General features: G+C 66.5%; 21 protein-coding genes. 11 read left to right on the top strand and 10 right to left on the bottom strand.

Features of this window, described 5'->3' with window-relative positions; genetic code table 11:
- The first annotated feature begins 238 nt into the window (after positions 1 to 238).
- The 6 genes from J2X20_RS12565 to J2X20_RS12540 all read left to right on the top strand — a co-directional run bounded on the left by J2X20_RS12565 (position 239) and on the right by J2X20_RS12540 (position 8,096).
- Positions 239 to 592, top strand: a complete 354-nt coding sequence (locus J2X20_RS12565; protein ID WP_310265047.1) for a hypothetical protein — start codon at positions 239 to 241, stop codon at positions 590 to 592.
- Positions 593 to 674: 82 nt separating this feature from the next.
- Positions 675 to 1,013: a hypothetical protein gene (locus J2X20_RS12560; RefSeq protein ID WP_310265045.1), complete on the top strand. Its 339-nt coding sequence runs from the start codon at positions 675 to 677 to the stop codon at positions 1,011 to 1,013.
- Positions 1,014 to 1,838: 825 nt separating this feature from the next.
- Positions 1,839 to 2,411, top strand: coding sequence for a hypothetical protein (locus J2X20_RS12555; protein WP_310265044.1), 573 nt, complete (start codon positions 1,839 to 1,841; stop codon positions 2,409 to 2,411).
- Positions 2,412 to 2,497: 86 nt separating this feature from the next.
- Positions 2,498 to 3,073, top strand: a complete 576-nt coding sequence (locus J2X20_RS12550; RefSeq protein WP_310265042.1) for a hypothetical protein — start codon at positions 2,498 to 2,500, stop codon at positions 3,071 to 3,073.
- Between the two features lie 2,023 nt (positions 3,074 to 5,096).
- A complete protein-coding gene (locus tag J2X20_RS12545; protein WP_310265040.1) occupies positions 5,097 to 6,476 on the top strand; it encodes a TAXI family TRAP transporter solute-binding subunit in 1,380 nt (459 codons plus the stop codon).
- A gap of 18 nt (positions 6,477 to 6,494) precedes the next feature.
- Positions 6,495 to 8,096 (top strand): glycoside hydrolase family 43 protein, encoded by a 1,602-nt coding sequence (locus J2X20_RS12540; RefSeq protein WP_310265038.1) that lies wholly within the window; start codon positions 6,495 to 6,497, stop codon positions 8,094 to 8,096.
- A gap of 86 nt (positions 8,097 to 8,182) precedes the next feature.
- Here the strand turns inward: J2X20_RS12540 and J2X20_RS12535 are convergent, their stop codons facing one another.
- Both J2X20_RS12535 and J2X20_RS12530 read right to left on the bottom strand, forming a co-directional pair.
- Positions 8,183 to 8,488: a high-potential iron-sulfur protein gene (locus tag J2X20_RS12535; RefSeq protein ID WP_310265037.1), complete on the bottom strand. Its 306-nt coding sequence runs from the start codon at positions 8,486 to 8,488 to the stop codon at positions 8,183 to 8,185.
- A 62-nt stretch (positions 8,489 to 8,550) separates the two neighbouring features.
- A complete protein-coding gene (locus tag J2X20_RS12530) occupies positions 8,551 to 10,284 on the bottom strand; it encodes a PQQ-dependent methanol/ethanol family dehydrogenase (protein WP_310265035.1) in 1,734 nt (577 codons plus the stop codon).
- Positions 10,285 to 10,616: 332 nt separating this feature from the next.
- On the opposite strand from J2X20_RS12530, the gene exaC reads away from it, so the two are divergent.
- Together exaC and J2X20_RS12520 are read left to right on the top strand one after the other, a co-directional pair.
- Positions 10,617 to 12,140 carry an acetaldehyde dehydrogenase ExaC gene (exaC, locus tag J2X20_RS12525; RefSeq protein WP_310265033.1) on the top strand — a complete coding sequence of 508 codons (1,524 nt, stop codon included), beginning with the start codon at positions 10,617 to 10,619 and terminating at the stop codon, positions 12,138 to 12,140.
- Between the two features lie 168 nt (positions 12,141 to 12,308).
- Entirely contained in the window at positions 12,309 to 12,686 is a 378-nt protein-coding gene (locus tag J2X20_RS12520) for a DUF779 domain-containing protein (protein ID WP_310265031.1), read from the top strand.
- Position 12,687: 1 nt separating this feature from the next.
- Here J2X20_RS12520 and J2X20_RS12515 read toward each other — a convergent pair whose 3' ends face one another.
- Positions 12,688 to 13,329, bottom strand: coding sequence for a hypothetical protein (locus J2X20_RS12515; RefSeq protein WP_310265029.1), 642 nt, complete (start codon positions 13,327 to 13,329; stop codon positions 12,688 to 12,690).
- A 181-nt stretch (positions 13,330 to 13,510) separates the two neighbouring features.
- Here J2X20_RS12515 and J2X20_RS12510 point away from each other — a divergent pair, with 181 nt between their 5' ends.
- Positions 13,511 to 14,107: a flavodoxin family protein gene (locus J2X20_RS12510; protein ID WP_310265027.1), complete on the top strand. Its 597-nt coding sequence runs from the start codon at positions 13,511 to 13,513 to the stop codon at positions 14,105 to 14,107.
- Here J2X20_RS12510 and J2X20_RS12505 read toward each other — a convergent pair.
- Entirely contained in the window at positions 14,070 to 14,843 is a 774-nt protein-coding gene (locus tag J2X20_RS12505; RefSeq protein WP_310265026.1) for a substrate-binding periplasmic protein, read from the bottom strand. The genes J2X20_RS12510 and J2X20_RS12505 overlap by 38 nt on opposite strands.
- A 97-nt stretch (positions 14,844 to 14,940) precedes the next feature.
- Positions 14,941 to 16,224: an MFS transporter gene (locus J2X20_RS12500; RefSeq protein ID WP_310265023.1), complete on the bottom strand. Its 1,284-nt coding sequence runs from the start codon at positions 16,222 to 16,224 to the stop codon at positions 14,941 to 14,943.
- A 165-nt stretch (positions 16,225 to 16,389) separates the two neighbouring features.
- On the opposite strand from J2X20_RS12500, the gene J2X20_RS12495 reads away from it, so the two are divergent.
- Complete coding sequence (locus J2X20_RS12495; protein ID WP_310265021.1) at positions 16,390 to 17,832, top strand: aminotransferase-like domain-containing protein; 1,443 nt, start codon at positions 16,390 to 16,392, stop codon at positions 17,830 to 17,832.
- 105 nt (positions 17,833 to 17,937) lie between these two features.
- Here the strand turns inward: J2X20_RS12495 and J2X20_RS12490 are convergent, their stop codons facing one another.
- The gene (locus tag J2X20_RS12490) at positions 17,938 to 19,191 is read right to left on the bottom strand and encodes a glycerophosphodiester phosphodiesterase family protein (RefSeq protein WP_310265019.1); all 1,254 of its coding nucleotides are present in this window, start codon (positions 19,189 to 19,191) and stop codon (positions 17,938 to 17,940) included.
- Positions 19,192 to 19,377: 186 nt separating this feature from the next.
- Between J2X20_RS12490 and J2X20_RS12485 the strand changes: the two genes are divergently transcribed.
- On the top strand, positions 19,378 to 21,165 hold the full coding sequence (locus J2X20_RS12485) for a S8 family peptidase (RefSeq protein ID WP_310265017.1): 1,788 nt from the start codon (positions 19,378 to 19,380) through the stop codon (positions 21,163 to 21,165).
- Between the two features lie 8 nt (positions 21,166 to 21,173).
- Here J2X20_RS12485 and J2X20_RS12480 read toward each other — a convergent pair whose 3' ends face one another.
- Genes J2X20_RS12480 through J2X20_RS12465 form a run of 4 tightly spaced genes read right to left on the bottom strand, consistent with a single transcriptional unit; the run spans position 21,174 to position 25,723 of the window.
- Positions 21,174 to 22,442: a glycoside hydrolase family 10-like protein gene (locus tag J2X20_RS12480; RefSeq protein WP_310265015.1), complete on the bottom strand. Its 1,269-nt coding sequence runs from the start codon at positions 22,440 to 22,442 to the stop codon at positions 21,174 to 21,176.
- A gap of 4 nt (positions 22,443 to 22,446) precedes the next feature.
- The gene (locus tag J2X20_RS12475) at positions 22,447 to 23,580 is read right to left on the bottom strand and encodes an acyltransferase family protein (RefSeq protein ID WP_310265012.1); all 1,134 of its coding nucleotides are present in this window, start codon (positions 23,578 to 23,580) and stop codon (positions 22,447 to 22,449) included.
- A complete protein-coding gene (locus J2X20_RS12470; RefSeq protein WP_310265010.1) occupies positions 23,577 to 24,845 on the bottom strand; it encodes an MFS transporter in 1,269 nt (422 codons plus the stop codon). The genes J2X20_RS12475 and J2X20_RS12470 overlap by 4 nt, the downstream gene beginning before the upstream one ends.
- Positions 24,842 to 25,723 carry an N-acetylmuramic acid 6-phosphate etherase gene (locus J2X20_RS12465; RefSeq protein WP_310265007.1) on the bottom strand — a complete coding sequence of 294 codons (882 nt, stop codon included), beginning with the start codon at positions 25,721 to 25,723 and terminating at the stop codon, positions 24,842 to 24,844. Before J2X20_RS12465 ends, J2X20_RS12470 begins: the two co-directional genes overlap by 4 nt.
- Positions 25,724 to 25,858 lie beyond the last annotated feature (135 nt).

Genomic DNA, 25,858 nt, shown 5'->3' with positions numbered 1-25,858 from the left:
CCAATCCGCCCCGGAGGGCGGCGAGCCTGCGGATAGAGGCCTAGACAATGACCTCCGCGACGCAACTGAAGGAATGCCGGGCTTGCCGGCATTGTGATGCTGTATAAATTAACAGCCAAACAGCTTGAAATCAAGCAATGGCGCGGCCTGCGGGCCAGAGAGGTGTCCGATGTTATGCAGACAGGTGCCGGTGTTATGCAGCAAAACAGTCGCCCTACAACCTAGTTGAACAGCAGCAATGCGGCTAGGCGCAGTTGTCATCGGTATAGGAATTCTGGTTGCGCTCAACGGCTGTGATGCCGGCTGCGGCAACGAGATCGCGTCAACCATTGAATCCCCTCGGGGCGGTCACGTCGCAGTGATATTCAACCGAAATTGCGGCGCGACGACTGGCTTCAATACGCAACTCTCGGTTCTGGCGAAAGGCGACGCAGTGCCCAAGGAAGCGGGGAACGCTTTCATTGCCGATGGCTCGCTGGCGCTAAGAGTTCGTTGGGTTTCGGAGTCCGAGCTTGTGGTCGCTGGCTTTCAAGGTGCAAAGATCTTCAAACAAGAGAAGCTCGCAAACGGAGTCGCGGTCTCGTATGAATGAAACGCTGCTGTTCAACCCTACGCTGCACCGGACGGCTTCGCCGTCCGGTGAGCTTGCACGTTAGGCGCCTGCAGGAGACATCATGGGCTACGAACTTCACGTCACCCGCAAAGAATTTTGGGCCGATGACGAAGGGCCTGAAATTTCACTTGAAGAGTGGGCGGCTTACGTCAAGACAGACCCCGCAATCACGTTGGATCGCGAGAATCCTGGTGATGAGAACTACATCTTCCAATTCGGCCAAAGTTCATGGCCACTGTGGTGGCACAAGCGCGGCGAGATCTACACGAAGAATCCTGAACCGGCCGTCATTGCGAAGTTGGTTCAAATCGCCGCCAAGCTCGATGCCAGGGTACTGGGCGATGACGACGAAATCTATGGTCGTGATCCTACCGATCCAACAAGGCCGGTGAGCCTATGAGCCACCAAGCGCTTAACCTCTCCGTCAAGGGGACTGGCCTGCGGCCAGCCCCTTACGTCGAACGTTATGCAGCAGGCTAGGTTGAACTCCGTCACGGGCTTTGTGCCGGGCTTGCGCGGCGGCCTCGGCGCGCCGGCGACCGAGCGGTCCGCGAGTTCGGGCCAACGCGTTTCGGCGTCACGCCTGGCTAGCGTCCAGGTTCGGCATTCCGCCTGCGTTGCGCTTCCGGCTAGTCCAACAAGCCTGCTCGCTCCAGCCTTCGCCGGCTTTCAACTTCGGTGGCTTCGTCCTGCCGCGGCCATCGGAGCTTCGACAACCGGCGCTAGGCATAACAGGTCACTGCAGCGGACGGCTTCGCCGCCCGCTGAGCTTTCACGTTGGACAGCATGACCAAGCGGCCGCTCCATTTTCACGTTACCGCAATACCTCCTGGTGAGGCACCAGAGTGGGTGCGCAGCAAATGGGTCGGCCTATCGCTGCCGCTGGCGCAGCGACGCGCAAATGCACGGGTATTGCCGACGTTTGGCGTTCTCTCAGGGCCACGAGGCTTGCTGTCGAGCCTGCTCCGGTGCGTTGCCGGCAAGCTAGTGCGCGAGTCGGGCTACTTGATTGAATCGCGCGAGGCAATTCTGATACTTGAGGCAGCCCATCCAGACGCTGGTGCTTGGTGGAGAGAGAACACTCCCCATCTGCTCCGGCCTCGCCGGTACTTTGTCTTTCAGCAAGGGGCTGGTCATGTCAGTGAGTGATGCGCCGCATTCTGTCCAACCCATTGCTGCAGCGGACGGCTACGCCGCCCGCTGAGCGCGAACGTTAGGCGTCTCAATGGCAATGCGTCGCCCGTCAGCTCTGTTGCTCGTCTTGCTCTGCGGCTGCGTGCCGTACGCCACGACATACGTAGCCGTTGAACCGCCGGGGCAGGCTCTTGCGGCACCCAAGACTTCAAGCAAGGGCTGCTACAGCTACGGCGTCCCGTCCGGGACTTCGTTCTACCTCGAGAACGTTCGCTTCAACGTTGCGCTGGATCGCCAGTACCTCGACAAGTCCTATGTATTTCTTCTTGCGCCGCGTGACGTACCAATTTCGATTCACGAATTGGTAGCCACAATCCGGCCCTCCGATGGATCTCAGCCTCAGCGTCTCACCCTTGTGACCAAAGGCACCAAGGTCAGCGAGTCCGGACTGCTTCAAGAGCCGCCGCGTGATCCGAAACGGCTCTATGTCACGCCACCACTATCTGAGGCAGCCTACGGCTTCTGGTTTCAGTCATTGCCAACCATCGGCACGGCTGGCACCTTGCAATTGCCAGACTTCACCGTGAGCGGCAAATTCATTCCGGGGCCTACTCTTCAGTATCAAGTCAAAGGCTATGTTGGCTACTCTCCACTCAATTGCTAGGCGCGCGACGCCTAACCCATCCGTCAAGAGGGACGTCTTGCGCCTAAAGGCGCAAGCCGCCCCTTACGTCGAACGTTAGGCGGCTCATGCAGTCCATTGCCCTGCGCACGTTCAGCAAGCTTGACTACCGCGACCCGCGGCCGTTCCTTGTCCGTCTGCGGCAGTTCGAGCTGGAGCTGTCTGGATCCGCTACGCCGAAGCGCGTTAGAAACCTGCGGACGAATCAGCTGAAGCCTGAGCGCGAACTGCGCGAGGCAGCAATTTTTTGCTATCTAGCTGGGCAGCGCATGGGCACCACGGTGGGTCTTGCTCCAGGCGAAGAGCAAGACTACGACTTTGTAGCGGCGTGGTCGGCCCTTGAAGAAGCGTGTTTTGCACCGGTGCAGCTCAAGGAACTTCCGCCTGAAGCTACGGCTCCCGCCGCTACCTTGCAGGGGATCATCTCTGCTTTGGGGCAATACGTCAGCTCCCGTGAGCTTGTAGTCGCGATCCATTTGAATCGAACAATGTCCTTCGACCCTTCTGCGCTTGCCATTCCGCCGCTGCAGATCGCCGAGCTTTGGGCGTTCGGGGCAACATCGCCAGATCAGAATACTTGGGCGCTCTGGGGCGACCTCCTTCGATCCCCAACCGTTTCGTACCATGCCTACCCCGCCGCCTAACCAGTCGCTGCGGCGGACGGCTTCGCCGCCCGCTGAGCTTCGACGTTAGGCCGCTCGATCCATACAAATACACAAACCTGCCGATCCCTCCTATGTCTGAGAAGCTATCTTCAGCATGTCGAAATGTCCGAAGTAGAGTTCTCGGAGGAGAACAACCGGCCAGTTTGTTCCGAGAGCTGATGCTCGCCGATCCTAAATTCGACAACCGTGCGGTTGCAAGGCTGTTTTCGGCGAGCTTTGGCAACATCGACGACGGTGCAGCAGTTCAATGCATCCGGTATTGACGAAGCCCAGCCAGGGAAGCCGGGACCATCGACGACAAGAACCTGAACGAAATCCTCACTCGCTTATTGACTCTCGCCGGTTACAAAATTCAAAGACAAGAACAGCAGTGAACCCGCTCTTCTTCCGCCAGCGGCCTAACCCCTTCGTCAAGGGGGCGGCCACAAGCGGACTTCCCCACTTACGTCTGCCCCTTACGTCGAACGTTAGCCATCATGACTCGGGCCAGCCTCATCCTTCGATCTTTAGGAACTGTCGGCCTAGTGCTTTGTGTGGCGCCGCTGGTCGGGTTTGTCGGCGTTTGTCTTGCTATCTGGGCTAGTTCGACGAGAGAGTCTTTATCTTTCCCGCTTGGCGAGCTTACGGGGCTGTATCAGGAGGCAGCGCCATCCGTCCTCGTTTGCGCAGCGCTGTTTGTTGCCTCCCTGGTTGCTTGGTCTCGCCTTCGCAATCGCATTCCTTCTCGGGCCTGGGTGGTTGCCGTTTGCGCTGGTTCCTTTGGTCTTGTCTATGGCTTTCCAGTCTTGGAACGCGTGCTCTACGGGCATCGCTTCTCCAGCACTGGCCTCCTTATTGCCGCCCTCGGCCTATTGGCTGGAGCGATATGTGGTGCCGTGCTTCCACGCCGCGTTCTGCCCATATGGCAACAATGATGGCTAACCCTCTGCTGCAGCGGACGGCTTCGCCGCCCGCTGAGCGCCAACGTTAGGCCGCAGCACGAGGTCCGCGTTGAATGGGGAGATTCTGATGCCTCGGGTTTTGCTATCAATCCTGCTCATGCCGCTGTGTCTATCGGCGCTGGCCGGAACGACGATGGAAACTGATGGCTGTTCCACTTGCGCGGACGTGCATAAGGTATGGGGACTAATGCAGGAGGTCGTGGCTGGCCCGGATCCGGCGCGCACTGCGCTAATGTCGCGCCTTGTTGCCGAGCGCTTTTCGGCAGTGTGCCGAGCCGGGTCGGAGTCTGGCGAGACGGTGTGTGAAATGGCATCTTCCAATGGAGTGGAGCGCGTACTTTTGTCGATGACGCTGGACGACGATCGACGCATGGCACATCGTTCTCACTTCTTGTGGCTGAAGATGAGGTATCAAGTGGCACGCCAAGAAACGCTGCGCGAACTTGGAAATGCGTTGGGACCTGAATGGCGATTTGGCCAGTCCATGAACTGCTCCCAAGATGTGTGGCGGCGAGGTCCTGTGAAGGGCACATTCACAAGAATCGAGGTCAGGGGGAAATCGCTGGCCGGATCTGGCTGCGAAGACCGAGTAAATTCAGTCGAGTTGCTGACAACCACTGGAGACTTTCCGATGCCTCGTGTGTTCTGAACTTTGTTTTCGTCGAAACATGTGGCCTAACCCTTTGCTGCAATGGACGGCTACGCCGCCCGCTGAGCGCCGACGTTGAACGGCAGCGTTCTGAAGGCCTGGTAGGCCCGCGCCGACGTCCGCTTCGGGCACATTGCCGCCCTACGACTAAAAAACTCGGAGCGGCAGGAGCCAGCCTGAAGCCGCCGTCTATCCTTGACCGGCAGCATCGCAACGAAAGCACGGCCTAACAGCCCGGCCAGCCGTCTCGAATACGATGGGGCGGTCCTCCATCGGCAAAGGCCCAGCCTGTGCGACGCCTCGGCATCGCGATCATCCTTACTCGTGCGGCCGCCACTCCTGTGCGTGCCCAGCAGGGCGAGCGACTCTGCAGCATGCGGGTCCGGACCCTGCCCGCTCACAATGGCAAGCCATGACCCCGATTCAGCAATGGCATGCCACCCGCAGCCTGCGCCTGCTGCTGCAGACGCTGCGCGACATGATGGTCTCGATGGGGCCGCTGCTGCTGCTGGGCGGTGGCCTGCTGGCAGCGGCCTACTGGTGGCTGGATCCGCAGCCGCCGCGCCAGGTCAGGCTGGCCACCGGTCCGGCCGGAAGTGCCTACGCCGCCTTCGGTGCGGGCTATGCGAAGGCGCTGGCGCGTGAGCGCATCCAGGTGGAGCTGATCGCCAGCGAAGGCGCGCAGGACGATCTGGCCTATCTGCGCGCGGGCCAGGCCGACGTGGGCTTCGTACGCGGCGGCATGGCCGATCCGGCAGCCGATACCGAGGCCGGCATCGTCTCGCTGGGCAGCCTGTTTTACGAGCCGATCTGGATCTTCTATCGCCGCGATCTTGGCATCGCGCGCCGCCAGCCCGGCGGCGAACTGCAGCGCCTGGCTCAACTGCGCGGCCTGCGGGTCAATGTGGATCAGGACGGCAGCGGTGTACCGCAGATCGTTGAGAAGCTGCTGGCGCTGAACCAGCTGAAGCCAACCGATCTGCAGCTGTCGAATCTGGCGCCCGACGCCGCCGGCGCGGCCCTGCGCCAGGGCAAGCTGGACGCCGCGGTGCTGATCTCGGCGCCGCAGGCAACCCTGATCCGCGAGCTGCTGCGCGACCCGGCCATGGCGCTGATGGCCTTCGAGCAGAACGAGGCGTATTCGCGCCACCTGCCCTTCCTGTCCACCGTGCAGCTGCCGCGCGGCGTGGTGGACCTGGCGGCCGATTTGCCGCCTCACGACGTGCCGCTGCTGGCCACCACCACCGCACTGCTGGCGCGCGAGCAGACGCATCCTGCGCTGCGCCAGCTGTTCGCGCAGGCGGCCCTGGGCCAGCACGGCGAGGCCGGCTGGTTCAATGGCGCGCGCGACTTCCCCAACACCCGCACCAGCGAGCTGCCGGTCAGCGCCGAGGGCGACCGCGCGATCAATGGCACGCCGCCGGCCTGGGCGCGTTACCTGCCCTTCTGGGCCGGCAATCTGCTGGAACGCATGTGGCTGGTGGTTGGCGGCTTGCTGGTGCTGATGCTGCCGTTGTCGCGCGTGGTGCCGCCGATCTACACCTTCCGCGTGCGCTCGCGCGTGTTCCGCTGGTATGCGCGCTTGCGCGAGGTGGAAGCAAAGATGGAAACCGGCACGGGCGAGCGCGACGCCTTGCTGGACGAGCTGGACGAACTGGACCGCGTCACGCACCGCATTGCCGTGCCGCTGTCCTACGCCGAAGAGCTTTACGCGCTGCGCAACAACATCCATGCGGTGCGCAGGCGCCTGCTGGCGCAGCGCTCTGGGCCAACAGACGGACCGACTGATTGAACCCTTACGACCTTAGCCATGAGCCGATCCATCGCTTCCCTTCTGCTCGCCCTCGTCCTTGCCTGCGCAACGTCTCAGCCGCTTTCGGCGGCACAGGTGAGCCTCGCCCATAACCCTCTGATCTGGGCCGACGTCCCGGACATGGCCGTCATCCGTGTAGGCAAGACCTACTACATGAGCAGCACGACGATGCACATGAGTCCGGGCCTGCCGATCATGAAGTCGACGGACCTGGTCAATTGGCGCATGGCCTCCTATGCCTATCAGACCCTTGCCGACAACGAAGCGCTTCGCCTGGAAAACGGCAGGAACGCCTACGGTGCCGGCTCCTGGGCCAGCAGCCTGCGTTACCACGACGGCATGTTCTATGCCTCGACTTTTTCCTCCACCAGCGGGCGCACCCACATCTACAGCACGCGCGATCCGGAGCGCGGCCCGTGGAAGGAGACGAGTTTCGAGCCCGCGATGCATGACCACAGCCTGTTCTTCGACGACGACGGTCGTGTCTACATGGTTTGGGGGGGCGGTCGCATCATGCTCACCGAGCTGAATGCCGACCTCTCCGGCATCAAACCAGGCGGCGTGAACAAGGTCCTCATCGAGAACGTCAACACCGTCTTCGGTTCGGACCTGGGCGGACTCAATGGCGAGGGTTCGCAGCTTCTCAAGGTCGATGGCCGCTACTACCTCTTCAACATCGCCTCACCCGGCAGCCGCTGGGCGCGCACCGTCATCATCAGCCGCGCCGACACCATCGATGGCCCCTACGAGAGTCGCATCGCGCTCGATGACCGCGGTATCGCCCAGGGCGGCCTCATCGACACGCCGCAGGGCAAGTGGTACGCCTATCTCTTCAAAGACAACGGCGCCGTCGGTCGCATTCCCTACCTCGTGCCCGTGACGTGGAAGGACGGCTGGCCGGTGCTCGGCAAGGACGGCAAGGTGCCCATGGTGCTCGATATCCCCGCCGACGGGCAGAGCGTCTCCGGCGTCTCGGGAATCGTCGCCTCCGACGAATTCGACCGCCGGCCTGGCGACCCTGACCTGCCGCTGGCCTGGCAATGGAACCACAACCCCAGGCCCAGTGACTGGTCGCTTACCAAGCGCCCTGGCTACCTGAGCCTCGTGACCAGCCGGATTGTTGCCACGCTGGCGGAGGCCTCGAACACGCTCACCCAGCGCACCTTCGGACCGAACAGTTCCGCCACCACCCGCATCGACGTGAGCGGCATGAAGGACGGCGACTGGGCCGGCCTCGCCGTTTTTCAGAAACGCTACGGTTTTGTCGGCGTCAAGATGAGCGACGGCGCCCGATCTCTCGTCATGGTGAGCGCCGACACCGACAAGCCAGAGGAAGTCGCCTCCATCCCCCTGTCTGGCAAAACGGTTCACCTGAAGGTGGACTGCGAGTTTGAGCCTGGACCCGAGGTGGCCCGCTTCTCCTACAGCCTCGACGGCAGATCCTGGACGCCCATCGGTCGCCCCTCGCGCCTTTCCTACACCATGCCGCATTTCATGGGTTATCGCTTCGGCCTCTTCTTCTATTCGACGCAGACCGCCGGCGGCCGTGTTGACTTTGACTACTACCGGATCGCGCAAGGGGCGAAAGACGGGAATTGACACGGCCCGACCGCGCCTCCCTCCAGTTCCACCCACGATGGTGACTGCTGGGGCGCTGTCTGGAAGTCAGGGCAGACGGCTTGGGCTCAGCCCGGCGCTTTGGCCCACGCGGCGCACCAGCCCTTGTTGGCCACTTGCGCCTTGCGGCCAAACATCGCGCAGTTGCTCCACGCATCGCTCGGCTTGGCCTGCCAGAACTGGCAGTTGCCGCAGTGCTGGCTGGCCTGGTGCTTGGGGAATTTGGCGGTGTCGACCTTGGCGGTGTCGTGCCTGTAGCCGAGAGCGACAGCGGTCTCGCTGGCCTCGTCGACCTGGGTGGTCTGGGCGATGGCCGGAACGGCCAGGCAGGCCGTGGTGGCCTGGAACATGAAGATGCGGCGGGTGGGATGCATGGCGGATCTCGGGATGCGGCGCCGGCCCGCGCGGGCCGGCGCCTTCAGGATGGGTGCGCGGCTTACTTGGGCAGTTTGAAGGCCCAGACCATGCCGCCCTGCTCGAGGTAGTTGACCTTCTTGGCCACGTCGCCACCCCACAGCGGCACGGCACCGCCCCAGCCGGAGACCACGCCGATGTATTGCTCGCCGTTGTGCTGCCAGGCGATGGGAGGCGCGACGACGCCCGAGCCGGTCTGGAACTGCCAGACGACCTTGCCGGTCCTGGCGTCCGCGGCCTTGAGCCAGCCTTCGGGCGTGCCCCAGAAGACGAGGTTGCCGGCCGTGGTCAGCACGCCACCCCACAGCGGCGCGTTGTTCTTGACCTCCCAGACGATCTGGCCCGTCTTGGGGTCGACGGCACGCAGGGCGCCGATGTAGTCGTCGGCCACGGTCTTGATGGTGAAGCCGGCGCCCAGGTAGGCGGCGCCCTTCTTGTAGGCGATGGGTTCGTTCCAGATCTCCATGCCCCATTCATTGGCCGGCACGTAGAAGAGCTTGGTGTCGGGGCTGTAGGCCATGGGCATCTGGTTCTTGCCGCCGAGGAAGGAGGGCGCGGCGAACACCGAGTTGCCCTTCTTGCCGTCGGCGCCGGCCGTCGGGTCGCCCGGGCGGTTCTCGGGCACGAAGTTGGGCCGGCCGGTCTTCAGGTCGATGCCGGTGGCCCAGGTGATCTTCTTGACGAAGGGGAAGGCGTTGTTCAACTGGCCGTTGGCGGCGTCCAGCACATAGAAGTAGCCGTTGCGGTCGGCCTTAGCGCCCATGCGCTTGCCGTCCTGGTCGAAGGTGATGAACTCGTTGACGCCGTCGAAGTCCCAGCCGTCGTTGGGCGTGCCCTGGTAATGCCACTTGATCTGGCCGGTCTTCACGTCGATGGCGACGGTGGAGCAGGAGAACAGGTTGTCGCCCTGGCGCAGATGGCTGTTCCACGGTGCGGGGTTGCCGGTGCCGAAATAGGCCAGACCCGTCTTGGCGTCGTAGCTGCCGCCGAGCCAGGTGGCCGCGCCGCCGGTCTTCCACAGGTCACCGGGCCAGCTTTTCCCCGTGGTGCCCGAGACGCCGTTCTCGCGCTTGTTGCCGTCCTTGTCCCAGGTGTAGCCCATATGGCCTTCGACGGTGGGGCGGGTCCAGACCATCTTGCCGGTGCGCGGGTCGCGGGCCTCGACGCGGCCGACGACGCCGAACTCGCCACCCGACACGCCCGTCAGCAGCAGGCCCTGCGCAATGATGGGCGCGGCGGTGGCCGAGTAGCCGGCGGCATAGTCGTCGATCTTTTCCTTCCAGACCACGTCGCCGGTGCTCTGGTCCAGGGCCACGAGCTGGGCGTCCAGCGTGGCGAAGATGACGAGGTTGTCGAACAGGGCCGCGCCGCGGTTGACGACGTCGCAGCAGGGCATGATGCCGTCGGGCAGGCGGTGCTCGTACTTCCACAGCTTCTGGCCGGTGGCGGCGTCCAGCGCAAAGATGCGCGAGTAGGAGGCGGTCACGAACATCTTGCCGTTGTGGATCAGCGGCTGCGACTCCTGACCGCGCTGCTTCTCGCCGCCAAAGGAGAAGGCCCAGGCCGGCGTCAGCCTGGCGACGTTGCCGACGTTGACCTGCTTGAGCGTGGAGTGACGCTGGCCCTCGGTGCCCAGGCCCCAGGACAGCACTTCCTGGCCGGACCTGGCCGCGGCCTGGATCATCTGCTCGGTCACGGCGGCGTGGGCGCTGCCCAAGGCCACGGCCAGCAAGGCGGCGAGGGGTTTGAGTTGCATGGTGAGGTCTCCTGTGTTGATGGGATGCACCGCCCTGCCGAGACGGCGGGCGGATGGCCTCAAAGCGCAAGCTCCATGCCAATGCAAATCGCGGCGAGATGGAGCAGTCCTGCCACTGCTCCAGCCCCTTGCGCGCGTGTCGCACGCGCGAGGACGCTGTTGCACCGCCCTCCCGTGGACTGCTCCAGCCTGCAACAGTTGGCGGGTGGTTTCCCGCAGGCCAGAGGGCTCTAACGACCTGGATACGCAGCCGGCGGCGCTGGCACGGGTTCTGCGTTGTGAGAGGGGCCACAACCCCACAACCCCTTTCCCCGCCACGCAGGAGACAAGCCATGACTGTTTACGCCGCCCCCGGCCAAGCCGGCGCCAAGATCGCCTACAAGGCCCGCTACGACAACTTCATCGGCGGCAAGTTCGTGCCGCCCGTCGACGGCCAGTATTTCGATGTGATCTCGCCGATCAACGGCAAGGTCTACACCCAGGCCGCGCGCTCGACCGCGGCCGATGTCGACAAGGCCCTGGACGCCGCCCATGCGGTCGCCGCCAAGTGGGGCGCCACGCCGCCCGGCGAGCGCGCCAACATCCTGCTGAAGATCGCCGACCGCATCGAAGCCAACCTGGAGCTGCTGGCCTATGCCGAGACCGTCGACAACGGCAAGCCCATCCGCGAGACGCTGAATGCCGACATCCCGCTGGCGGTGGATCACTTCCGCTATTTCGCCGGCTGCGTGCGGGCCCAGGAAGGCGCGCTCAGCGAGATCGACCACAACACCATTGCCTATCACTTCCACGAGCCGCTCGGCGTCGTCGGCCAGATCATTCCCTGGAACTTCCCCATCCTGATGGCGGCCTGGAAGCTGGCGCCGGCCCTGGGCGCGGGCAACTGTGTGGTGCTCAAGCCGGCCGAGAGCACGCCCATCGGCATCCTGCTGCTGGCCGAGCTGATCGCCGACCTGCTGCCGGCCGGCGTACTGAACATCGTCAACGGTTTCGGCCGCGAGGCCGGCATGCCGCTGGCCAACAGCAAGCGCATCGCCAAGATCGCCTTCACCGGCTCGACGGCCACCGGCAAGGTCATCGCCCAGGCGGCGGCCAGCAACCTGATACCGGCCACGCTGGAGCTGGGCGGCAAGAGCCCCAACATCTTCTTCGAGGACGTGATGGCCGAGGACGACGCCTTCCTCGACAAGGCCATCGAAGGCCTGGTGCTGTTCGCCTTCAACCAGGGCGAGGTCTGCACCTGCCCCAGCCGTGCGCTGATCCAGGAGTCCATCTACGACCGCTTCATGGAGCGGGCGCTCAAGCGCGTGGCGGCGATCAAGCAGGGCAATCCGCTGGACACCGACACCATGATGGGTGCCCAGGCCTCGTCCATGCAGATGGACAAGATCCAGACCTACCTCGCCCTGGGCAAGGAGGAAGGCGCCAAGGTGCTGATCGGCGGCGATCGCGCCCAGCTGGGCGGCGACCTGGCGGGCGGTTACTACATCCAGCCGACCCTCTTCCAGGGCAACAACAACATGCGCATCTTCCGCGAGGAGATCTTCGGCCCGGTGCTGGCCGTGACCACCTTCAAGACCGAGGCCGAGGCGCTGCAGATCGCCAACGACACGCCTTACGGCCTGGGTGCCGGCGTGTGGAGCCGCGACGGCAGCCGCGCCTACCGCCTGGGCCGCGCCATCCAGGCCGGCCGCGTGTGGACGAATTGCTATCACGCCTACCCGGCGCATGCGGCCTTCGGCGGCTACAAGGAATCCGGCATCGGCCGTGAGACCCACAAGGCCATGCTCGACCACTACCAGCAGACCAAGAACCTGCTGGTCAGCTACAGCCCCAACGCGCTGGGCTTCTTCTGAAGCAACGCTGCCCCTCGCCCAGAGTCGCATCGCTGAACGCGTGCGATTCTGGTCGGTCCCCCGAGGGGACGGTGATGCTTGCCGGGTCGACGGGCAAGCACATCACCAGCGCGGGCCGGCTAGGGAGCGGCCCGGCGCTCGGCCCGCCCGTCTTCATGGAGGCTGCCGATGTCAGATCCCATTCCCCGCGTCCAGGTCACCGCGGCCGCGCAGGCACTCGTCGAGCAACTGCGCGGCCAGCACGGCGAGCTGCTGTTCTACCAATCGCATGGCTGCTGCGCCGGCAGCGCGCCGATGTGCTTTGCCGTGCACGAGCTCAAGCTCAACGCCGACGATCGCCGCCTGGGCGAGGTGGACGGCGTGCCGGTCTATGCCAGCGCGGCCCAGTGCGACTACCTCGTCGGCCTGCAGATGACGCTGGACGTGGCGCCGGGCAACAGCGGCAGCTTCGGCCTGGAGGATGGCTCGGGCCAGCATTTCGTCGCCCACTTCAGGCTGTGGACGGACGAGGAAGTGCCGCGGCTGGCGGCTATCGCGCCGGCCTGATTCAACCGCGCTGGCGTCGCACCAGCGGCGTCAGGCCCAGGGCCAGCAAGGCCAGCGGCAGCGAGCCCGGCAGCGGCAATGGGTTGCTCGTGCGCAGGGCCACGCGCAGGTTGTCCAGCCCGCTCTCCTCGTTGCCGCCATTGCCTTCGTGCGCCTCGGTCCAGCGCAACGACGCGATGGCGCTGCTGGAGATGACGCCGACGAAGATGGGCACGCCGCTGCCGCCCGAGATGGCGATGTCCTGGGTCGTGCCGTCGCTGAACAGGAAGGACAGCAGGCCCTGGTCGATGGCGGTGCTGGGCACACCGGGAATGGCTTCGAAGCCGGTGATGTCCAGGGCCGCCGCGAGGAAGGGCAGGGCGTAGTGGGCCTCGTAATAGGCATTGCCGTTGGCGCGCGGGCCGAAGGCCATGGCCGTCTGCGCGAAGGTCTGCACCGGGCCGAGATTGCTCGTCAGCGTGACGCCGGGCAGCACCGCGACGCCGGTCAGGTTGGTGCTGGGGGCATAGCCGGAGAAGTCCTGCGCCTGATCCGGCCCGCCGACGGCGGCCTGCCAGGCGGCGAGGCTGGCGTAGACGGAGACGGTGGCGGCCTGGGCCAGGCCCACGGCGGACAGGGCAAGGGCAAGAAGGGCACGGCGCATGGTGGTTCTCCCGGGAGCTGCTGCCATTGGGCGACCGAAACGCCGGCCCTGCCCACCCCAAGGCCTGGGGGGCGCCCCGCGGATGGGGGTGGACGCGCCTCGATTCGAGGATTTGTCCCGCGACGGGCAAGGGGCAGGCTCTCGAGGCCATCATGCGGGCATCCCAGCTTCGTCCGCCGCCATGATCGACCCCGTGAACCGCCGCGTCCTTGTCCTGCTCGCCAGCACGCGCGCCGACGGCAATGCCGAACTGATGGCCCGTGCGGCCGTGGCCGCACTGCCGGCCGACGTGGAGGTGCGCTGGCTGCGCCTGGCCGAACTGGCCCTGCCGCCCTTCGAGGACATCCGCCATGAGGGCAGCGGCCAGTACCCCGAGCCTGAAGGCGACCTGGGGCGGGTGCTGAAGGACACGCTGTGGGCGACCGACCTCCTCGTCGCTGCGCCGTTGTACTGGTACAGCGTGCCGGCGCCGCTCAAGCTCTATCTCGACCACTGGAGCGGCTTCATGCGCGTGCCGGGGGTGGACTTCAAGCCCCGCATGGCCGGCAAGGCCATGCATGTGCTGTGCGCCACGAGCAGCGGCGAGGAGCCCCATCTGGCCCAGCCGCTGCTGGACTGCCTGCGCTTCAGCGCCGACTACATGAAGATGCACTGGGGCGGCGCGGTACTGGGCGACGGCAGCAAGCCGGGCGATGTGCTGCAGGACGAGGCCGCGATGGCGGCCGCGGCCCGGCTGCTGGTCAACGGCGCGGCGTCGGCGCAGCGGTCAGGAACCTGACTTCCAGCCGCTTGAGCGTGCCGTCGCGCCGCAGGGCTTCGAGGGCGGCGTTGAAGCGTTCGACGAAATCCGGCGCCACCAGGCGGCGCGAGAAGGCGAACACCGGGGGCTCGTTGTCGATGACGATAGCGCTGGCCTTGAACGACGCGGCCAAGCCCAGCTCCTGGGCCAGGAAGGCCGTCGAATACTCGTCGGCCACGAAGGCGTCGATGCGCTGCATCTGCAGCATGCGCAGCAGGCCTTCCAGGCTGGTGGCCTCTTCCAGCCGACGCTCCATGCCGGGCCGCGAGAGCCGGGTCTTCAGTTCGGCGCGATAGGCCGTGCCACGCTCCAGGCCGACGCGCAGGTCCGACGCGCGCAGCTCGTCCAGCGTGGTGATGCGCTGAGCGAGGCCGTTGCGCAGGAACACCAGGTTGCGCGTGGCCAAGCCCGGCAGCGAGAAGCGCGCATAGCGTTGGCGCTCGGGCGTGGGCAGCACGCCGGGCACGAGATCGATGCGGCCGGCCTCGAGCTCGGTCATGGCTCGCGCGAAGGGCAATTCCAGGGGCACGATCTGGCATTGCATGCGGGCGAGGGCCGCGCGCGCGATCTCGATTTCCAGGCCCGAGAGGCGGCCCTGGCCGTCCTGGTACTGGTAGGGCGGATCGTGCTTCCAGGTCATGCGCAACTCGCAGGACGACGCCAGCGCGCCATGCAGGGCGAAGGCGAGACACAGGAGGCGGATGGCAGAGCGCATGCCGGAATGAAGGGCTGGTCTGACGCAATGTAGCCCTTCGCCCGGCCGCGACCAACGGGCGCCGGCATGGACAAGCCCCAGGCTTGCCTCGCGTGGGTCACGGCCTTGGCATGAATGCCTCTGGATACTGCTGCCCATACCAGTTCTTCACCCGCGCGTGATCCAGGCGAAGGAACGGCCGAAAATCCGGGACCGCGAGCAGCAGCCCGCCGCTGACCAGAAAGCCCGCCGCCATCCAGAGATAGACGGCGTCGACGCACCATCCCGTCAACAGCGCACCGGCAACGGCCGGCGCCACCGTGGCGGCAAGGTGGGCCAGGGTCAACTGGGCCGCCGCCATGCGTGATCGGAAGGCCTCGGGGACCGCCAGCATGCGATGGGTCTGGCCCACGAGTTGCGTGACCGACATGCAAATCCCCATCAGCGCGAACAGGGCCACGAGCGCCAACGCGTGATCGCACAGGCCTGCGGCTCCCATGGCGCAGCCGCAAATGCCGAGCGCAACCGCAATGGCGCGTACCCGGTCCAGCCTGCGGATGAGCGCGTCCGCCAAGCCCGCGACACCGGCCATCACGCCGAGGGAGAGCGCGGCACCGCAGGCGCCAAACCACCCGCCTGAAAGACCCAATGACTGCAGCCGCAGCGGCAACAACAGGCCCGTCGTCGGCAGGAAAAACACCATCATCAAGGCGCCTGCCAGCGTCCACCAGCGGTCGACGGGAACACACCACTTGGCGCGCAGACCGGCGCGCATATCGCCGAGCCACCCGGCTGACGCGGCACTGGACCTCAAGACCTGTGGCGATTCAAGCCGCATCGCCATGCCCGCCGCGACGACCATCAGCAACAGCGCGCCCATCATGGCCGCAGCAATGCCGTGCAGCGCCAGCAAGGCGCCGCTCAGGGCCGGCCCCATCAGCCCTCCTGCAGCCTGGAACCCGCGCCGCAGCCTGATCGCCTCGGGCAGCCGGTCCGCGCTCACGAGCTCTGGCAGCATGCTGGCCTGAGCCGGCATCAGGGCTGCGTTGGACACTGCCGACAGGGCTCCGCAAAGACACAGCATCGGCCAGCTGTAGACATGCGTGAAGGCCATCGCAGCCAATGCCAGCGCTTCGATCAGCAGCACGCCGCGCGCGTAGCGGACCACACGATGCTTGGCCCATCGGTCCCCGAGTGGCGACATGAGGGGCAGCGCAACCATTGCACAGATCGCCATCGCCGCGCCGTAGCGCGCGAGGTCACCCGAGCCGCCCGAATGCGCGATCCACCAGGCCAGTGTGGTTTGGGTCGATGCGCCAGCGAGCAGCCCCGCCATCTCGCCGACCAGCAGGCGGCGCGTGGCGGGTTGTTGGTGGCGCAGAGGATTCAGAACCGAGGTCATGCCTGGGACTCTAGGCATCGGCCCCCGACCGCGGCAGTCCCAGGGGGTGACGTTTTCGGTCGATACAGAAGGGGCGCTGTATCGATTGCGCGGCGCTGCCTGTGTATCGATTCGCCGACGCCAAAGCCGATATCGTTCGCCCCTTCCCGTCCCGCCGCCCGAACCGTGACATCCCGTCCGCATCTCTATCAGACGCTGGCCGACTCGTTGATCCAGTCGATGCGCGCCGGCCGCTACCGCCCCGGCGACCGACTGCCCTCCGTCAGGGAGCTGTGCAGCACGCATGGCATGAGCCTGGCCACCGTCACGCATGCCCTGCATCGCCTGGAGGACGCGGGATGGATCGCATCCCGCCCTCGGCGCGGATTCTTCGTGCAGGCGCCACGAGATGGCCTGCCGCAGCAAGCGCGGAGGTCCACGGCAGCGACGCTGCAGCTGGAGGAGCGGCGTCATCGCTTGATGACGCTGGCGGCCTCGCGGGAGGGGCAGGTATCGCTCGGTCACCTCGCGCTGCCACCGGCGCTGTTGCCGCTGACGGCCTTGCGGCGGTTGATGTCCAAGCATCTGAGGACCGAAGCCTGCGCATTGGCATCGGGCTCGGTCTTTGGAAGCCAGGCCTTGCGCGAACAGCTCGCCAAGCGACTGGCCCGCTCAGGCGCCGCCGTGAGCGCCGACGACGTGATCCTCACTCACGGCGACGGTGAATCCCTGCAGCTGTGTCTGGGCCTGCTGACCCAGCCCGGCGACCGCGTCGCCGTGGCGTCGCCAGGGTCGCTGCGCGTGCTGGAGGTGGTTGCCGCATTGGGGCTGCAGTCGGTCGAGTTGCCCATCTCGCCAGGGGTCGAGGAGTCGAACGCCGCACTGGAGGCATTCCTGGCGCGGGAGAGGCTGGCCGCCTGCGTGATCGACGTCAGCCTCTTCGCCGCGGCTGCCGGCACGATGAGCGACGCCGAGAAGCAGTCCCTGGTGACCTTGCTGGCGGCTCATCGGGTGCCCCTCATCGAGTTTGATCTGATGGGCGAGTTGCATCATGGTGCCGAGAAAGGGCGCCCCCTGAAGGCCTTTGATTCCGAGGGACTGGTGATCCATTGCGCAAGCCTGGCCTGCGTCACCGGCCCGGGTTTCAGCGTGGGCTTCGTCGTCAGCGAGCGCCACCGCCTGCGGCTGCGCGCCGCACGGACAGTGCACGGGGAACTCATTCCTCACATGACCGACCAGGTGCTCGCGGAGTTCTTGTCCGGGGATGGATTCGACGCCCATCTGCGACGGCTGCGGTTGCGGCTGCGTCAGCAGGTGGCGGCCTGGACCCGGGCCGTGAAGCAGTACTTTCCCACGGGCACACGTGTGTCAACGGGCGATGCGGGCTACGTTCTATGGGTGGAGCTTCCTGCAGGATTGGTCGCATCGGATCTGCTCGCGCGGGCACGGGACGCCGGCTACACCTTTGTTCCCGGCGCCGTCTTCACCTCGACGGAGCGGTTCGATCACTGTCTGCGCCTGGCTGCAGCGCATCCGCTGGACGCGGTGCGCCTGGCCGGGCTGCAGTTCCTCGGAGAGGCCGCGCGCCAATCGCTGGCGCCGGTGTCGGCACGCATGTCATCGAACTGAACGTCGACGTGCACCGAATTGCGCAGGCGGCCATGCCCAGGTCACGCTGACGGCGCATCCCGCGAACCCCGCGCGGCGCATGTGCCGAGCCTGCGCGGGACCAATCTAGCGCTGCCCCGTGCAGTTGGCGTAGAAGCTGACGGTGGCCGGCCAGTCGGAGAACACGCCGATGACGCCGATCTGTTCGGCCAGCACGTCCAGCATGCGGAACATGTCGCCCTCGCGGGTGATGGCGCTGTCATAGGTCTGGTAGTAGGAGCCGTTGTTGCCGTCGGCCAGGATGCCGCTGCGCTCCAGCGACCAGGTGATGATGTCCAGGCCGGCGGCCTTGGCGTTGCGCGCGTATTGCGAGGGCAGCAGGTTGCCGCTGGTGTCGGCCGCCAGCAGCTCCCACAGCGGCGGCGCGACGATGCGCACGCCCTGGGCGCGCCAGGCCTTGAGCTGGTCGGCGCTGGGTACATCGGCCGGCACGGCGGCGGCGTCCAGGAAGACGGCCTGGCGGCCGAAAGCCGGCTCGTTCCTGACCCAGTACAGGATGTCCTTGAGGTCGAAGCTCTGCGCCCAGACGTCGCGGGCCGGCACGCCGGCGGCCTTGTGTTCGTCGATCATCTTCTGCGCATAGGCGGCTTGCGTGAAGCCGTCAAAGGGCATGGCCACGCTGGTCGCCTTCAGCTCGGGCGTCATCTTCACGCCGAGCTGCTTGAACAGCGCGATGGCTTCCTTCAGCGTCAGCAGCGTGCCGCTGGTGGGGCCGGCATAGAGGTCGGTGCGCCAGCTGGGCGTGCCGGCCATGTACTCGGCCACGCTGCGGCCGCGCGGATTGAAGGCGTCCATCTTGCCGCGCAGGGTCTTGAACTCGGCCAGCGTCAGCTCGGCGGTGCGGCACTCGGCGGCGGCCGGCGCGACCAGGGTGCCGGCGGCATCGAAGACAGCCGGCGTGAAGGGCTTGATGCATTTGCTCGCCAGCGGCGTGGCGAGGATGTTGGTCGTCGTGTGCAGGTCGTTCTGGGCGTGGCGGCAGACCAGCTCCTTGTCCTTGGTGAAGGTCACGTCGCATTCGACGATGCCGGCACCCATGCGCGCGGCGGCCTCGTAGCTCTCCTTGGTGTGCTCGGGGAACTGCAGCGCCGCGCCGCGGTGGCCGATGGAGAACAGCGTGGGCCGGTAGTGCTCTCGCGTGGCGGCGCAATGCTGCAGGCGCTTCTTGAGCGCGCCCTCGGGCATGTCGTTGACGAGGAAGAAGGGGCGCGGGCCGAGCTGCACGCTGGCAATCCCTTCGCGCTCGCGGTCATGGGCGAGGACGGGCAGGCTGGCGGTGGCCAGGGCCAGCAGGGCTAGGCGGGCGAGGGTGAGGCGCATGGGATGTCCTTGGTGGTGGATGCGACTGCACGCTAGACCTGCCGGATGAAGCCCGCGTGACCCTGAGGGCCACAAGCTAGGGGCAGCGCCTCGAAACAAACGAAACCAAACGCCGCCGCGCTTGAAGCGGGACTGCAACCGGCGCTGTCGAGCATGGAGGCACTTTCAACACGGAGCCCACCTATCATGACCTCGACCCGCAAGACCTTCGCCCTGAGCTTCATCGCTGCCGCCCTGTTCACGCTGAGCCCGGCTTTCAGCCAGGCGCAGGCCCAGACCCCGGCGAGCCGCGCCGAGCCCCAGGTCGCCGGCCTCATCATCAAGTTCCGCGACGGCAGCCGCACCCCGGTGGCCGCCAAGGCCGCGTTGCAGGGCTTCCGCGCCATGAGCGAGGCGCGTGGCCACCGCGTCGCCTTCGACCGCGAGAGCGCCTTCGGCCATCGCGTCATCCGCCTCGCCCAGCGCGTGCCGGCCAGCGCCCTGGCCCAGCTGGCGCGCGACATCCAGCTGTCGGACCCGAGCATCGAGTCCGTCGAACTCGACCACGTCATGCAGCCCAGCTTCACGCCCAATGACCCCGGCTGGGCCGACCAGTGGGACATGAGCGACCCGACCGGCGGCATCAACGCGCCCAAGGCCTGGGACATCGGCACGGGCTTCGGCGTGCGCGTGGCCGTGCTGGACACCGGCGTGCTGTCGCATGCCGACATCGCGGCCAACCTGCTGCCGGGCTATGACTTCATCACCGACAGCACCCGTGCCGGCGACGGCGGCGGCCGCGATGCCAACGCCGGCGACCCGGGCGACAACGTCACGGCCGAGCAGTGCGGCGTGGACAAGCCGGCCAAGAACAGCAGCTGGCACGGCACCCATGTCGCCGGCACCATCGCCGCCTTGGGCAACAACGCGCTGGGCGTCACCGGCGTGGCGCCCAAGGCCAAGATCGTGCCGGTGCGCGTGCTGGGCAAATGCGGCGGCACCACGTCGGACATCGCCGACGGCATCGTCTGGGCCGCGGGCGGCTCGGTGGCCGGCGTGCCGGCCAACGCCAACCCGGCGCAGATCCTGAACCTGTCGCTGGGCGGCGAGGCGGCTTGCGCCAGCATCACGCAGTCGGCCGTCAACTATGCCTACAACAAGGGGGTGCTGGTCGTCGTCGCGGCCGGCAACGACAACCAGGACGTTTCCAAGCAGACACCGGCCAACTGCAAGCATGTGATGGCCGTGGCCGCGACCAACAAGGTCGGCGCGCGCTCCAGCTATTCCAACTACGGCGACATGGTGGACATCGCGGCGCCTGGCGGCGACGCGACCTACGGCAACGTGCTGTCGCTGTCCAACACCGGCATGAGCGGCCCGCTGGCCGACGGCTACAGCTGGCTGCGCGGCACGTCGATGGCGGCGCCCCACGTCGCCGGCGTGGCCGCGCTGATGGCGGCCGTCAACTCGACGGTGCTGCCGACCGACATGGCTTACCTGATGCGATCCACCGCGCGCGCCTTCCCGGGCAGCTGCACGGGCTGCGGCGCCGGCATCGTCGACGCCGAGCAGGCCATCATCGCGGCGCGGGGCTTGCGCCTCGAGAAGGAGCCCAACGGCACGCTGGCCCAGGCCCAATACCTGAATGTGTTCCCGGCGCGGGTGCGCGGCACGCTGCAGCCGGCCGACCCGCAGAACGTCGACATCTACTCGATCAACCTGGCCGCCTCGACGACGCTGCAGACCACGCTGACGATTGACCCGCCGTCGCTGCTGGACATCTACCCCTTCAACGCGACGATGGAGCTGCTGGACGCCAGCGGCAAGCTGGTCAAGGCCGCCGCCATCGTCAACGGCAAGACCGAGGTCAACTATTTCAACGCGACGGGCAAGACGATGGCGGTGTACCTGCGCGTGAAGAGCACCTCTTCGTCCTTCACCATCACCGACCGCGGCTACGAAGTGCAGCTGCGCAAGCTGACCTACGCGTACTGAAGCCCGGATCAGGGCTGGGCGTAGGGCCCGGCCCGCAGCGCGTCGGCGATGCCCTTGCGGTTCTGCGACAGCGCCGCCATGCTGAAGTGGATGTGGCCGCTGCCGGGCGAGGCGCGCCGGATGATGTCGATCTGGGCCAGCACCTCATCGGGCGGCCAGCTCTTGTCGGTGTCGTTGATGCGACTGGTGAACAGGCCCGGGTGGATGGGCCGGCCCAGCGGATTGGAGGCGCGCCAGGCCTGCAGCAGCGGCTCGAAGGCCTGGGCGGTTTGCGAGCGCGGCCAATAGAGCTGGGGCGCGAGATAGTCCATCCAGCCCTCGCGCAGCCACAGCTCGACATCGGCATAGAGCTTGTCGTACTGGCTGAAGCCGCTGATGCCGGCCGGCCTTGCTGCGGGCTTGGGGATGCCGAAGGGACTGACGCCGACGCGCGTGCCGGGGCGCACCTCGTGAGCCAGCGTGTACAGGCGCTGCACCAGGGTGTTGACGTTGTAGCGCCGCCAGTCGTGGCGACCCAGAGACCCTCCCTTGGCCGCGTAGCGCTGCCAGCTCGCGTCGTCGGGGAAGTCGACCTCCTGCTTGGTGGCGGGGTCGGTGACGGGATAGGGGTAGAAGTAGTCGTCGATGTGGATGCCGTCGACGGCATAGCGGCTCAGGATGTCGCGCACGACGGCCAGGGTCTGCTCGGCGGCGGCGGGTTCGCCCGGGTCCATCCAGAGCTGGTCGCCATAGTGCTTGACCCAGTCGCGGCTGCGGCCGATATGGGTCTCGGCCAGGGCCGACCTGGCCGTGCTGTGGCGGGCGCGATAGGGGTTGATCCAGGCGTGCAGCTCCAGGCCGCGGGCGCGGGCCTCGGCCAGCCAGACGGCCAGCGGGTCGTAGCCGGGGTGCTGGCCCTGGGTACCGGTGAGGTATTCGCTCCAGGGCTCGAGCCCGGACTCGTAGAGGGCATCGGCGCTGGTGCGCACCTGCAGGATCAGCGCATTGAGGCCGATGCGCACGGCCGTGTCGCACAGGGCCTTGATCTCGGCCTGCTGGGCTTCGGCGCTGAGGCCGGGCTTGCTGGGCCAATCGATGTTGGCGACGGTGGCGATCCAGGCGGCCCGCCATTCGCGTGGCGGGGGCGGCGCGAGCGCTGCCACGGCAGAGGCAGCAGGGGCTGGCGGCGTGGCGGCCAACGCGGCCTCGCTGGGCGGCACGGGCGCAGGCGTGGGCGGCGTGGCGCAGGCAGCGAGCAGAGGCACGGAGGCGAGGCTCAACAGGTCACGGCGTTTCATGGCATCAGACTTTCACAAACCAGCGCTTGCGGTGCATGAACCAAGCGATGGCATACATGACGAGCACGAAGGCGATGGCGTGCAGCAGCGAGGCGTTGATGGGTGCTAGGCCCGAGTCGCGCAGCGGCGCGTACAGCGCGCGGCCCAATGTGCGTCCGTCGGCGAATTTGATCGTGTACAGCGCCTTGGCCACCAGGCCCGCCAGTGCGAACAGGAAGAGGGCGTTCATGCCGAAGACGACCAGCGGATGCAGCAGTCGTGCCCAGCGCTCGCGGGCCAGCGGCTGCGGCATGGCGTCCAGCAACCAATAAAAGACGGCAAAGACGAGCAGCGCCCAGCCGGACATCGCGAAGGCATAGGAGGGTGTCCACAGCGATTTGTTGATGGGCATCAGCAATGCGTCGAGCGCCTGGCCCAGCCACAGCGAGGCCAGGCCGGCGAGGACCCAGGTCATGGTCTTCTCGGCCGGTTGCCTGTTGGACGCGAGCACATAGCCGGCGAGCACGCCGAACAGTTGCGTCGACACGGCCGGCAGCGTCGACAGCAGGCCTTCGGGGTCCCAGGTCTTGGCGGTTTTCCACAGATGGCCGTCCAGCAGCAGGCGATCCAGCCAGGCGCCGGCATCCTTGCCGGGCTCCAGCAGGCCGACGTGGACGACGCCTTCCGCATCGGGCACCGGCATGCCGAGCTGCACGAGGGAATAGATGGCCATCAACAGCAGGGCCCACAGCGCCACGCCGCGCCGGTCGCACCAGATGACGATGGGCGCCGCGGCCAGCGTGCACAGGCCCAGGCGCTGCAGCACGCCGGGGATGCGCAGGGTCTCGAAACTGAAGCTCGGGATGAGGTTGAGCAGCAGGCCGATGCCGATGATGACGAGGGCGCGGCGCGAGGTGGCGAGCAGCAGGGCGGTCTTGTCAGCCCCGGCCTGGGCGCGGCGCGCCAGGCTCAGCGTCATGGCCATGCCGCTGATGAAGACGAAGAAGGGGAAGACCCAGTCGGTGAAGGTCCAGCCGTTCCAGTGCGCATGCAGCAGCGGCGCGTAGACATGGCCCCAGTCGCCCGGGTTGTTGACGAGCAGCATGGCCGCGATCGCGAAGCCGCGGAAGGCGTCGAGGCTGAGGATGCGCGGGTTCATTCTTGCTTCTTGCCGAAGCCGTCGGGGATCTTGATCAGGGCCGCCATCGCGAAACTCGGCAGCGTCGCCACCAGCACCCAGGCGAAGAAGGGCACGTAGCCGATGTGGTCCTGCAGCCAGCCGCTCCACATGCCGGGGATCATCATGCCCAGAGCCATGAAGCCGGTGCAGATGGCGTAGTGGGCCGTCTTCTGCGGTCCGTCGGCCACATGGATCATGTACATCAGATAGGCCGTGAAGCCCAGGCCATAACCGAATTGTTCGACGGCGAGGGCCGCGCTGATGATGGCGAGGCTGTCGGGATGCGTCAGCGCCAGCAGCAGGAAGGCGACGTTGGGCACGTGCATGGCCAGCACCAGCGGCCACAGCGCGCGCTTCAGGCCGAGGCGCGAGATGATCCAGCCGCCGAACAGACCGCCCAGCGTCAGCGCCGTCAGGCCGACGGTGCCGTAGGCGATGCCGACGGCCTTGGTGGACAGGCCCAGGCCGCCCTTGTCGACGGGGTCGAGCAGGAAGGGCGAGGCCAGCTTCAGCAACTGCGCTTCGGGGAAGCGGTAGAGCAGCAGAAAGCCCAGGGTGACGGCGATGCCGGGCTTCCTGAAGAAGCTGGCGAAGACGGCGAAGAACTCTGCCAGCAACCCGTGCGCCGCACTGCGGCCCGGGCCGCGCAGATCGGCTGCAGGGCGGGGCAGCACGGCGGCATGCCACAGGGCCAGCAGCACGAACAGGCCGCCGAGCAGCCAGAACACCCAGGTCCAGGCCTGCACGACGCTGCCGCTGCGCTCGGTCAGCTCACCGGCCAGATAGACCAGGCCGCCCTGGCCGCCGATATTGGCCAGGCGGTAGAAGGTGGAGCGCACCCCGACGAAGGCGGCCTGGCTGTGCTCGGGCAGGGCCAGCATGTAGTAGCCGTCGGCCGCGATGTCGTGCGAGGCGGAGGCGAAGGCCATCAGCCAGAACACCGCCAGCGACAGCTGGAAGACCTTGTCGGTCGGGATGGTCAGCGCCACACCCGCCAGGGCCGCGCCGACGAAGAATTGCAGCACGACGACCCAGGTTCGCTTGGTGCCGAACAGCTCGGCCAGCGGCGACCACAGCGGCTTGATGACCCAGGGCAGGTAGAGCCAGCTGGTGTAGAGGGCGATGTCGGTGTTGGAGATGCCGAGGTTCTTGTACATGACGACCGACAAGGTCATCACGACGACATAGGGGATGCCCTGGGCGAAGTAGAGGCTGGGGATCCAGCTCCACGGCGAACGCGTCATGTCGCGAGGGCTCGGCTCACGCTGCCATCCACGGCGTCCAGCAGCTTCTGCGCCTCGGCGGCGCCCACGCCGCGCTTGAGCATGACCAGGGCCGTCTTCACATGGTGGTCGCATGCGCCAAGCGCGGCCTGTGCGTCGGCCTCGCTGGCGCCCGAGGCGCGCACCGTCAGCGCCAGCGCCCGCTTCACCAGCTTGGCATTGGTGGCCTTCAGGTCCACCATCAGATTGCCGTAGACCTTGTTGAGCCGCACCATCAAGGCCGACGAGAAGGTGTTCAGCGCGATCTTCTGCGAGGTGCCGGCCTTGAGCCGGGTGCTGCCGGAGATGACCTCGGGGCCGGTGTCCAGCGTGATGCCGATCTCGGCCTGCTGGGTGACGGGCGCGCCGGGGTTGTTGGCGAAACCGATGGTCAGGCTGCCGGCCGCGCGCGCGGCCTCGATGGCGCCCAGCACATAGGGCGTGCCGCCCGAGGCCGCCAGCAGCAGGGCGACGTCATTGGGGCCGGGATTCAGCGCGGCCAGGTCGGCGGCACCCTGGGCGCGGTCATCCTCGGCGCCTTCGACGGCGACGAACATCGCGCCCTGGCCACCGGCGATGACGGCCACGGCCCGCTCGCGCGGCCACGAGAAGGTGGGGTAGAGCTCGACGCTGTCCAGCACGCCCAGGCGCCCTGACGTACCGGCGCCGGCATAGAGCAGGCGGCCGCCGGCGCGAATGCGGGGCAGGGCGGCGTCCACGGCGGCGGCCAACTGGGGCATGGCGGCCTTGACGGCAGCCACGGCGGCGTCCTGGTCGGCGATGAATGCATCCAGCAGGTCCGGCGTGGCGTAAGTGTCCAGGTCGGGATGCCGGGTGCTCGGTGTTTCGGTGTTCAGCATGGGGAAGGGCAGGCGCAGGCTTGCCGCACTCTAGCGGCTGGTGCCGAGGCATGACGAATGCCACGCGCCATTGCGGTCATAACGTCAGGTAATCAGAATCTGCCGGCTGGCTGTAAGGACTCGAAGGATCAACCC

This window comes from Roseateles saccharophilus (assembly GCF_031458095.1).
In the GTDB taxonomy this organism is placed as follows: Bacteria; Pseudomonadota; Gammaproteobacteria; order Burkholderiales; family Burkholderiaceae_C; genus Pelomonas; species Pelomonas saccharophila_A.
This window is presented reverse-complemented; position numbering and strand designations above follow the sequence as displayed.